Source organism: Streptococcus sp. SK140, from assembly GCF_000259525.1.
Classification (GTDB): domain Bacteria; phylum Bacillota; class Bacilli; order Lactobacillales; family Streptococcaceae; genus Streptococcus.
On the sequence record NZ_AJML01000007.1, the window covers coordinates 1 to 10131 of the forward strand.

Below are 10131 nucleotides of genomic sequence, written 5' to 3' on the forward strand. Positions count from 1 at the left end.
CGCAAGGTAACGAATCTTATCGATCGGAAGAGTTGATTCTTCCAACATTTTGATCATTTGAGCACCAACGGCACCTGTAGCGCCGACAACAGCAACTGTGTATCCCATAACAAACCTCTTTCGGAATTTTCTAAAAATTTCTATAATATAAACATTATACTACTTTTTACCAAAATTGAAAAGTCTTTTTCCTATCTATTTTCTGAAATTGACAAGAAAAGGCGGTGGGACAGAAATCGATAGACAGAGTCTCGATTTCGTAGTCCCAGCCCCGCGAGGATGATTAGGAGCTTTTTGGAGTCTAAAAGACGAACAAAAAGTTCAATCAGCTACCGCGTCAAAGTTTGATTGCTAATAAAAATGAGGTCGGGCTCTTTTGTCCCAACCTCTTCTACTATTCATAAAATTGTTTATAGGGTTTATTAAAGGCTTCTAAGATATCTGATGGAGTCTCTGCATAAGATTTTATCTCTGTCAAATTCCCTTTAACGATAATTCTCTCAACTGCATTAGCATCTTCACAGGTTACCAAGGTAATCTCTTTAATCCCATCACGTTCGTCAATTACATCTACGCGATCAGGAGTTACAATTTTAACCTCTTCAATCTCGTATGTATAGACTTTTTCTTTATCAGTGAGATAAATTTTCATCCCTTTCTCAGCACGAGCAAGAGGAGAAAATAATTTCTTATCTGCATTTTCACCTGCAAAGATACGGTGACTTGCTAGAGAATAATTTCCTTCCCCCATTACTTGATTGGCTTTCATTGTCCCAGCACCATAAAAAAGGTTAACATTATCGAGTCCCTTAAATATTGGTAGATTCATTTCAAGCTCTGGAATGGCAATCCCTCCGATTACCGGAAGTTGCTGGGAATTCCATTGAGCTGATAGGACTGCCTCCGAGGAAAGTGATTTTACAGAGTCAAAATCGAAATTTCCTTCTGTTTCTTTGTTCTCTTCAATCTCTTCCTTGGTCACTTGACTGACCTGATACTTATTAGTGTTCCAAATCATGAACATATCACGAATATTAGCATTGAAGATTAAAGCGATAGATAGCAAGATTAGGAATCCTGCCAGTATGTTAATCAGTAGATTTTTACGTTTATTTTTTTTACTTTGATTCTTTTTTTGAGACATTATGCTTCACTTTCTGTTTCCTGTTCTGCCCCAACTTCTTCTTTTTCTGCTGCTGCAACACTTGTAAAAGTCACAATCTTAGCATCTTGATCTAGACGCATCACTTTTACTCCCATAGTTGAACGTCCCGTTTGTGAAATATTGGCAACATTGGTTCGAATCATGACACCTGTGTCAGTGATAATCATCAGATCTTCGTCCCCTTTTACTGTTAAGAGACCAGCCAGAGGACCATTTTTTTCAGTAACATTGGCTGTTTTCATTCCCTTACCGGCACGCCCTTTTGTTGGATATTCAGTCGCAACTGTGCGCTTACCATATCCTTTTTCAGTAATGATAAGGACTTCATCTTGATCAGTAATCACTCTCGCTCCCACTACAGCATCACCTTCACGAAGATTTACCCCTTTAACACCAGTGGCGATACGACTCATACTACGAACTGAAGACTGATTGAAACGAACTGCATAACCTAATCTGGTTCCGATGATGATATCTGTGTCTTTTTCAGTTAGTAAGACATTAATCAACTCATCCTCATCTTTCAGATTTAAGGCTTTGAGACCATTTTGACGAATGTTGGCAAATTCTTTGACACTGGTTCTTTTGACAATACCTGCGCGAGTTGTAAAGAAGAGGTAAGCATCATCACTACGTTCTGATTCAACATTGATAATGGTTTGAATGCTTTCACCTTCATCCAGTTTCAAAAGATTGACAACTGGCAAACCTTTGGCTGTACGACCGTATTCTGGAATTTCATACCCCTTAAGACGATAAACACGTCCTTTATTGGTGAAGAATAGCAAATGATCGTGAGTGCTGGTTGAAACCAATTCACGCACAAAGTCATCGTCCTTAACTCCAGTTCCTTGAACGCCACGTCCACCACGTTTTTGAGCTGTAAATTCGTCTTGGTCCAAACGTTTGATATAACCTTTATTTGATAGAGTGATGAGGACATCAGACTCTTCAATCAAGTCTTCATCTTCAAGAGTCAAGACTTCACCAACCATCAACTCAGTACGACGTGGATCGCCAAACTTACGTTTGACCTCATCCAATTCTTCCTTGATGATTTGCGCTACACGTTCTGGTTTTGCAAGAATGTCTGCCAAGTCAGCAATCAAAGCAATAAGCTCATCATATTCTGACTGAATCTTGTCACGTTCCAAACCTGTCAAACGACGAAGACGCATATCGAGAATTGCTTGACTTTGACGTTCAGATAACTTGAACTTGCTCATCAATTCAGCTTGGGCTTCTGCATCCGTTTCACTGGCACGGATGATACGAATAACTTCGTCGATGTGGTCCAGAGCAATCAGCAAACCTTCCAAGATATGGGCACGTGCTTCAGCTTTTTCTTTATCAAATTGAGTACGACGAGTCACCACTTCTTTTTGGTGCTCAATATAAGCATCCAAGATTTGACGAAGAGAAAGAATCTTTGGTACACCATTCTGGATAGCCAGCATGTTAAATCCAAAGCTAGTTTGCATTTGAGTCATCTTGAACAAGTTGTTCAAAATAACATTAGCAGATGCATCACGCTTCACCTCAATTACGAAGCGAACTCCCTCACGGTTTGATTCGTCACGAACAGCTGTAATACCTTCGATACGTTTTTCTTGAACCAAACGCACAATATGTTCATGGACTTTGGTCTTATTAACCATGTATGGAAATTCTGTTACAACGATACGTTCGCGACCAGTCTTAGTTTCTTCGATTTCAGTACGAGAACGAAGCACAATCGATCCTTTACCAGTTTCGTAGGCCTTATGAATACCTGATTTCCCCATAACAAGGGCACCAGTTGGAAAATCTGGACCAGGAAGAACTTCCATTAATTCCTTGGTTGTAACTTCTGGATTATCCATGACCAACTTCACTGCATCAATGGTTTCACCCAAGTTATGTGGTGGAATATTGGTCGCCATACCAACAGCGATACCTGTAGCTCCATTGACCAAAAGATTTGGGAAACGAGCTGGCAAAACTAAAGGTTCACGTTCATTGGCATCATAGTTATCTGCAAAATCAACGGTATTTTTATTGATGTCGCGAAGCATCTCAAGAGCAATCTTACTCATACGTGCTTCAGTATAACGCTGAGCTGCGGCACCATCACCATCCATGGAACCAAAGTTCCCATGCCCATCTACAAGCATGTATCGATAACTCCACCATTGCGCCATACGAACCATAGCTTCGTAGATAGATGAGTCACCGTGTGGGTGGTATTTACCCATGACATCCCCTGTAATACGAGCAGATTTCTTATGAGGTTTATCTGGTGTCACACCCAATTCGTTCATACCGTATAGAATACGACGATGAACTGGTTTCAAACCATCTCGAACATCAGGAAGGGCCCGCGATACGATAACACTCATGGCGTAGTCGATAAAGCTGGTCTTCATCTCCTTTGTCAGATTGACATTCACTAAATTTTTATCTTGCATTAACAAATGCCTCATTTCACTATTAGTAACTAGATATATTATACCATAGTTTGTCTCTTATTTCAGTGTTACAGTACGACTAAAACGTTTACATAGCTAAGTGGATGTTATATTCGTGACAAAGCTATTTAAAAGTGATAGAATGAAACTAAACGGGGGAAGCCCTTAAAAAATGAAGGAGATGTTTAGACAAATGACATTAACTAAACAACACAAAAAAGTTATCCTTGTCGGTGACGGTGCCGTAGGATCATCATACGCTTTTGCTCTTGTTAACCAAGGAATTGCACAAGAACTTGGTATCATTGAAATTCCTCAATTGTTTGAAAAAGCTGTTGGTGATGCTGAAGACCTTAGCCACGCGCTTGCTTTTACTTCACCTAAGAAAATTTATGCAGCTAAGTATGAAGACTGTGCGGACGCTGACCTTGTAGTTATCACTGCTGGTGCTCCACAAAAACCAGGTGAAACTCGTCTTGACCTTGTTGGTAAAAACCTTGCTATCAACAAATCAATCGTTGAACAAGTTGTTGCGTCTGGTTTCGACGGTATCTTCCTTGTTGCTGCTAACCCAGTTGACGTTTTGACTTACTCAACTTGGAAATTCTCAGGTTTCCCTAAAGAACGTGTTATCGGTTCAGGTACTTCACTTGACTCAGCTCGTTTCCGTCAAGCACTTGCTGAAAAAATCGGCGTTGATGCTCGTTCAGTTCACGCCTACATCATGGGTGAACACGGTGACTCTGAGTTTGCCGTTTGGTCACACGCAAACGTTGCCGGTGTAAAATTGGAACAATGGTTGCAAGCTAACCGTGACTTGGATGAAGCGGACCTTGTAGAACTCTTCATCTCTGTTCGTGATGCTGCTTACTCAATCATCAACAAAAAAGGTGCAACATACTATGGTATCGCAGTAGCCCTTGCTCGTATCACAAAAGCTATCCTTGATGATGAAAATGCTGTTCTTCCACTTTCAGTATTCCAAGAAGGTCAATACGGAGTTGAAAACGTCTTTATCGGTCAACCAGCTATCGTTGGTGCACACGGTATCGTTCGTCCAGTTAACATCCCATTGAACGATGCTGAAACTCAAAAAATGCAAGCTTCAGCAAAAGAATTGCAAGCTATTATTGATGAAGCTTGGAAAAACCCTGAATTCCAAGCAGCTTCAAAAAACTAATTTTAGTTAGAAAAAATGTCTAGACGGTTTGTCTAGACATTTTATATTTCATTACTTTATTTCATTACTTTATTTCATTTGAGCAAAAGCTGCTTCTGCATCTGCGTTACTAATAGCACCTAATTGAATCTTAGCAATTTTACCCTGTGAATCAATTAGATACTCTGTAGGGATGCTTCGAATTTGATAATCTTGAAAAACAGCTCCTTTTGTATCATATAAAACAGGGATGTCTTTATAACCTTGTTCTTCAAACCACTTTGGAAATTGGTCTACCGTTTTTTCACCTTGAAGCCCTGGCGCAATGACAGATAAAATTTCGAAATCGCGATCTTCCTTTGCAGCAAGCTCCATCAATTCTGGCATACTCTTCTTACATGGTCCACACCAAGATGCCCAAAATTTAAGATAAACTTTTTTGCCTTTATAATCAGATAATTTGACTTCTTTTCCATCCATCGATTGGAGGGTAAAATCTGGTGCTTCGACTCCAATAGCTACTTGCTTCACAGGCGCTTGTTGTTTCTGACTTGATTGATTTTGTGGACTTGATTTTTTTTCTTCCTTGCCACAAGCAATCAGAAGAAAGATAGACAAGAAACTAAGGCCAAAATAGATAATTTTTTTCATAGATAACTCCTTTTATCCTAATATTCCAGATAAGACATTTAACTGTCCCAACATTAATAAAATTCCCATGAGAACGATCAATAAACCACCAATTTTCTTCAATAAAAGTATGTGGGATTTGATTCTACTAAAATAAGGCATGACAAGACCTGATGCCAAGGCCAGAACTAAAAATGGAAGTGCCATTCCGAGAGTGTAAATGAGGGTCAATAAAGCCCCCTGAAGAGCTCCATTTCCTCCTGAGGCAGCCAGTGCTAAAACAGAACTTAAAACTGGGCCTATACATGGAGTCCAGCCAAAGCTGAAGCTGATACCCAGTAAAAAGGCCGACAAATATTTACTAGACTGTTTTTGCTTAAATGTTACTGTTTTTTGTATCTCTAACTTTTGTAGATGAAGAATTTCCATCTGATGCAAGCCCAGTATGATAATCATGATCCCCATGACATAACGAAACCAGTCAGCATAAAGTAAATTCCCAAGGAATCCTGCTCCAAATCCAAGAATAAAGAAAATGAGAGAGATACCAGTAATGAAACAGAGTGTCCGAATCAAGCCTGACCAGGCAACATCTTTACCCAAAAAACGAAATGTCTTTGACTCCTCTTGATCATCCAGAAGAACACCTGCGTAGACTGGTAACAAGGGAAAGATACAGGGAGAAAAGAATGACAAGACCCCAGCTATAAAGACAGAAATAAAAAATAAAATACTTTCCAATTAAGAACCTTCTTTCATATAGTCATCTTTTATTTTACTATAAAAGAAAACGTTTGTAAGATATCTGCTACGCAAATTTATTCTCAACTTGAAAGAATCAAAAAAAGGAGCTCAGCTCCTTTTTTTGATTAATAAGTTCCCTCTTCACCTTGACTTGTCAAGATTACAGGCCCATCTTTAGTAATAACAAACTGATGCTCGTACTGACATGATAGTCCACCATCGATTGTTTTATGTGCCCAGCCTGTTTTCATATCTGTATCGATTTCCCAATCACCTGTATTGATCATAGGTTCGATTGTCAAAACCATACCTTCACGAAGGCGGAGACCACGACCTGCGATACCGTAGTTAGGCACCATTGGTTCTTCATGCATAGTTGGACCAACACCGTGTCCTACAAGATCACGAACAACTCCGTACCCACGACTTTCAGCATATTCCTGAATAGCAGCTCCAATATCTCCAATACGATTTCCTACAACAGCCTGCTCAATTCCCTTATACATAGCTTCTTTGGTAACATCCATCAAGTTTTTAACTTCTTCTGATGGTTTTCCAACAGCGTAAGCCCAACAAGAATCTGCCAAGCCGCCCGTAAAGTTTTGAGTATATTTTTTCATCTGCGCAACGTTGTTAAAATTGAGTTTAGAAACATTGAGGTCAGACTTAGCGATTGGCCCACCAAGAACCATATCTACCTTCAGTAAATCGCCTTCCTTCAAAATATAGTGGCGTGGAAAAGCATGGGCTACTTCGTCATTAAGCGAACAACAAGTTGCGTATGGATAATCCATCATTGCCCCATCAACACCAATTTGAAGGGGGAGGAAATTTTCTTCTTTACAACGACGACGCACATATTCTTCTACTTCCCACATATCTACACCTGGTTTGATGATGTCACGCAAACCGATGTGAATACTGGCAAGAAAATCGCCAGCCTTATCCATTGCTTCGATTTCTCTAGCTGATTTTAATGTAATCATGTTTTCTCCTAGTTTTAATTAATTTTTACAGTAACATTTGCTTTTGATACGATTTGATGATTGATATAAATGTCATAGTCAATAATGGCTGACCTTCTCGTATGATGAATAATTCTAGCCTGAATTCGCAAGATATCATCAATCTGAACAGCCTGTAAAAAGTAAATCAACATCTGTTCAATGATGAGATTACGTCCACTATTCACGACCAGATCCTGCGTCATATGGGTCAAAATTTCTGAAAGAACTCCATTTGCAAGGACTCCATTTTTTTCCAACATAAATGGTTCAACCGTAATGACAACTTCATCATGGTGGTAAGATAACTTCTGACCAACCTGTTCTGAAAATGTTGGTAATGCTGAAACTTGAGAGCGGCTCATCTTTTCCATGACATCCCGTCTAGTAATAACACCAAGTAAAGTTTGATTACTTCTCACAACAGGTACCATTTCAAAGTCTTCAGCAATCATTCTCTGGCTAACGTTAGCGATATTCGTCGCTAAACCAGTCATGTAGACTGTCCTTGTCATGACTTTATCTATCGTTGTACCAGGTGATTTATCTCCAGCGTCTCGCATGGTTACGACACCTACAACAACCTGATGCTGATTAATAACAGGGAAACGGCTCGTTCTATTCTTACGAACCAAGTCTAGATAATCTTTGACAGTATCCGTTTCCTGTAGAAAACCATATTCATGACTGGTACGATAGATTTTTTCAACCGTCAAAATATCTGTCTTGATCTGAACGTTGGACAAAGCTCTGTTGATCATAGTCGCAATTGTAAATGTATCATGCTTACTGCGCAATACTGGAATATTTTTTTTATTAGCATGGTTCAAAACATCTTCATGAACTTCAAATCCACCTGTTACCAAGACAGCATTTTCATTTTCTAGTGCTAATAACTGAATACGTGTTCGATCTCCTACGATAAGTAAGCCACCATCATGAAGATATGAAAGAATATTCTTTTCAGTCATCGCTCCAATGGAGAATTTACTAAATTCCCTATCCAATCCAGCTTGACCAGCTAAAACTTCCGAGCCTGTAACTTCTGCAATTTCTGCGAACGTTAATTTCTCAATAGCTACTTTTTTTGACTTTACACGTACTGTTCCACTTCGAGGACGTGTTTCAACAAGTCCCCTATTTTCAGCTTCTTTGATAGCCCGATATGCCGTACCATCACTTACTCCCAGCCGATTTGAAATACTACGAACACTGACACGCTTCCCAACTGGTAATTCTTCCAAGTAGGCTAATATTTCTTGGTGTTTACTCATTTAGATTTCCTTTTGTATAACGGAATTCTAGATAATCCCGCATCTTTCGGGTATAACGATCGCTACCTTTAAAACGACGATAAAGAACAAAATCTGATTTCTCTGCTACTTTCTGACTAGCAACATTTTCTAGATGTGTCACAATCGAAAGTTGCTTCAAGGCAAACTCGTTCGTGGATAAATCTCGTAATTTGGTAACTGCTTCAGTCATATACCCCTGAGACCAATAGTCTTTCTTTAAAAAATAGCCAATTTCAGCTTCTTTCTTAATTTCATCAAGTTTTTCAAACTTGATAGCTCCAATCATTCGTTGCTCTTTTTTATCACAAATAGCCCAAATTCCCAAAGGTGATTTCATAAAATAATTGGCAAGAGCATACTGACTTTCTTCAATACTTGCTTGTGCAGGAAAGATAAATTGAAGATTTTCAGGATCTGATGCAAGTTGATGAAAATCATCGACATCTGTAAAAAAGAAGGGACGGAAATATAAACGTTCCGTCTCATAGAAAGAAAATTTTGCTAATTTAGTCCAGATATTCATTGCAATCCTCAAAGTGCTAATCTTCGATTAGCTCAATATCTGCTCCAAGATTACGCAATTTTTCGATAATATTCGAGTAGCCTCGAAGGATGAATTCAACATTGGTAATCTCTGTTTTTCCTTCAGCCATCAAGCCGGCAATAACCAAGGCAGCTCCAGCACGTAGGTCTGTCGCTTTAACTTTTGCACCCTGCAAAGGATTTCCACCCTTATAAAGGATGTGGTCGTTTGTTGTTGAAATATCTGCATTCATTTTGGCTAATTCAAAAACATGGTTGACACGTTTTTCATAGATTGTATCAATCAATGTGCCACGACCTTCTGCTTTTAATAGCAAAGGAGTAATAGGCTGTTGAAGATCTGTTGCGAAACCTGGATAAGGAGCTGTCTTGATATTAACAGCCTTTAGATTTGTTTGCTCTTCGACGAAAATACTGTCTTCAGAAACAGTCATGTGAACACCCATTTCTTCAAGTTTAGCAATAAATCCTTCTAAATGCTCATAAAGTACATTATTAATTCGAATCCCATGGCCTACTGCAGCAGCCATTGAAATATAGGTACCTGCTTCAATACGGTCTGGGATGACTTGGTGACGTGTTCCATGAAGGCTATCTACACCATCAATAGTAATCATATCCGTACCTGCGCCACGAATGTGAGCTCCCATATTGTTTAATAATGTAGCCACATCAATGATTTCAGGTTCACGAGCAGCATTTTCAATAACTGTTCGACCTTTGGCTTTTACTGCTGCTAGCATCGTATTAATTGTTGCACCAACACTAACAGTATCCATATAGATATGCGCACCATGTAGGCTTGATCCCTGGGTTGAGAGATTCATATTATCTCCCTCGTAGGTTGTCTTAGCTCCCATAGCTTCAAATGCTTTTAAATGCAAATCAATCGGACGTGGTCCTAGGTCACACCCTCCAGGCAAACCTACAGTTGCTTCACCAAAACGTCCTAAAAGACTACCATAGAAATAATAAGACGCACGCAAGCTATTAATTTTACCATAAGGCATTGGTTTATTTTGAACACCACGAGGATCAATCTCAAGAACATCGTCATAACGCTTGACACTAGCTCCCATGATTTCCATAATCTCAATAAGACTAGCTACATCAGAGATGTCTGGAACACAATCCAAAATCACAA

General features: G+C 39.3%; 9 protein-coding genes and 1 pseudogene. 1 reads left to right on the forward strand and 9 read right to left on the reverse strand.

Features of this window, described 5'->3' with window-relative positions:
- From HMPREF1116_RS11770 to gyrA, 3 genes and pseudogenes are all read right to left on the reverse strand, one after another.
- Positions 1–108: pseudogene (locus HMPREF1116_RS11770) on the reverse strand (aspartate-semialdehyde dehydrogenase); the annotation flags it as partial.
- Positions 109–394: 286 nt separating this feature from the next.
- On the reverse strand, positions 395–1144 hold the full coding sequence (locus HMPREF1116_RS03325) for a class A sortase (protein WP_000078698.1): 750 nt from the start codon (positions 1142–1144) through the stop codon (positions 395–397).
- Complete coding sequence (gene gyrA, locus HMPREF1116_RS03330; protein WP_001153013.1) at positions 1144–3612, reverse strand: DNA gyrase subunit A; 2469 nt, start codon at positions 3610–3612, stop codon at positions 1144–1146. The genes HMPREF1116_RS03325 and gyrA overlap by 1 nt, the downstream gene beginning before the upstream one ends.
- Positions 3613–3805: 193 nt before the next feature.
- On the opposite strand from gyrA, the gene HMPREF1116_RS03335 reads away from it, so the two are divergent.
- Positions 3806–4792 carry an L-lactate dehydrogenase gene (locus HMPREF1116_RS03335; protein WP_000176425.1) on the forward strand — a complete coding sequence of 329 codons (987 nt, stop codon included), beginning with the start codon at positions 3806–3808 and terminating at the stop codon, positions 4790–4792.
- Between the two features lie 69 nt (positions 4793–4861).
- On the opposite strand, the gene sdbB is transcribed toward HMPREF1116_RS03335, so the two are convergent.
- From sdbB to HMPREF1116_RS03365, 6 genes are all read right to left on the reverse strand, one after another.
- Positions 4862–5422, reverse strand: coding sequence for a thiol-disulfide oxidoreductase-associated lipoprotein SdbB (gene sdbB, locus HMPREF1116_RS03340; protein WP_000721103.1), 561 nt, complete (start codon positions 5420–5422; stop codon positions 4862–4864).
- 12 nt (positions 5423–5434) lie between these two features.
- Positions 5435–6142: a thiol-disulfide oxidoreductase-associated membrane protein CcdA2 gene (ccdA2, locus tag HMPREF1116_RS03345; RefSeq protein ID WP_000443894.1), complete on the reverse strand. Its 708-nt coding sequence runs from the start codon at positions 6140–6142 to the stop codon at positions 5435–5437.
- A gap of 128 nt (positions 6143–6270) precedes the next feature.
- Complete coding sequence (locus HMPREF1116_RS03350; protein ID WP_000631531.1) at positions 6271–7131, reverse strand: methionyl aminopeptidase; 861 nt, start codon at positions 7129–7131, stop codon at positions 6271–6273.
- Between the two features lie 14 nt (positions 7132–7145).
- Positions 7146–8423, reverse strand: a complete 1278-nt coding sequence (gene spxR, locus HMPREF1116_RS03355) for a CBS-HotDog domain-containing transcription factor SpxR (protein ID WP_000033785.1) — start codon at positions 8421–8423, stop codon at positions 7146–7148.
- On the reverse strand, positions 8416–8967 hold the full coding sequence (locus tag HMPREF1116_RS03360; RefSeq protein WP_001028717.1) for a GNAT family N-acetyltransferase: 552 nt from the start codon (positions 8965–8967) through the stop codon (positions 8416–8418). Before HMPREF1116_RS03360 ends, spxR begins: the two co-directional genes overlap by 8 nt.
- 16 nt (positions 8968–8983) lie before the next feature.
- Positions 8984–10131, reverse strand: a 1148-nt coding sequence (locus HMPREF1116_RS03365) for a UDP-N-acetylglucosamine 1-carboxyvinyltransferase (protein ID WP_000322002.1), incomplete at its 5' end; no start/stop codon positions are given.

What these genes read in the sequence shown, in the direction of transcription:
- HMPREF1116_RS03325 (WP_000078698.1), bottom strand. Translation starts at nt 1,144, where the DNA reads ATGTCTCAAAAAAAGAATCAAAGTAAAAAAAATAAACGTAAAAATCTA.
- gyrA (WP_001153013.1), bottom strand. Translation starts at nt 3,612, where the DNA reads ATGCAAGATAAAAATTTAGTGAATGTCAATCTGACAAAGGAGATGAAG.
- HMPREF1116_RS03335 (WP_000176425.1), top strand. Translation starts at nt 3,806, where the DNA reads ATGACATTAACTAAACAACACAAAAAAGTTATCCTTGTCGGTGACGGT.
- sdbB (WP_000721103.1), bottom strand. Translation starts at nt 5,422, where the DNA reads ATGAAAAAAATTATCTATTTTGGCCTTAGTTTCTTGTCTATCTTTCTT.
- HMPREF1116_RS03350 (WP_000631531.1), bottom strand. Translation starts at nt 7,131, where the DNA reads ATGATTACATTAAAATCAGCTAGAGAAATCGAAGCAATGGATAAGGCT.
- spxR (WP_000033785.1), bottom strand. Translation starts at nt 8,423, where the DNA reads ATGAGTAAACACCAAGAAATATTAGCCTACTTGGAAGAATTACCAGTT.
- HMPREF1116_RS03360 (WP_001028717.1), bottom strand. Translation starts at nt 8,967, where the DNA reads ATGAATATCTGGACTAAATTAGCAAAATTTTCTTTCTATGAGACGGAA.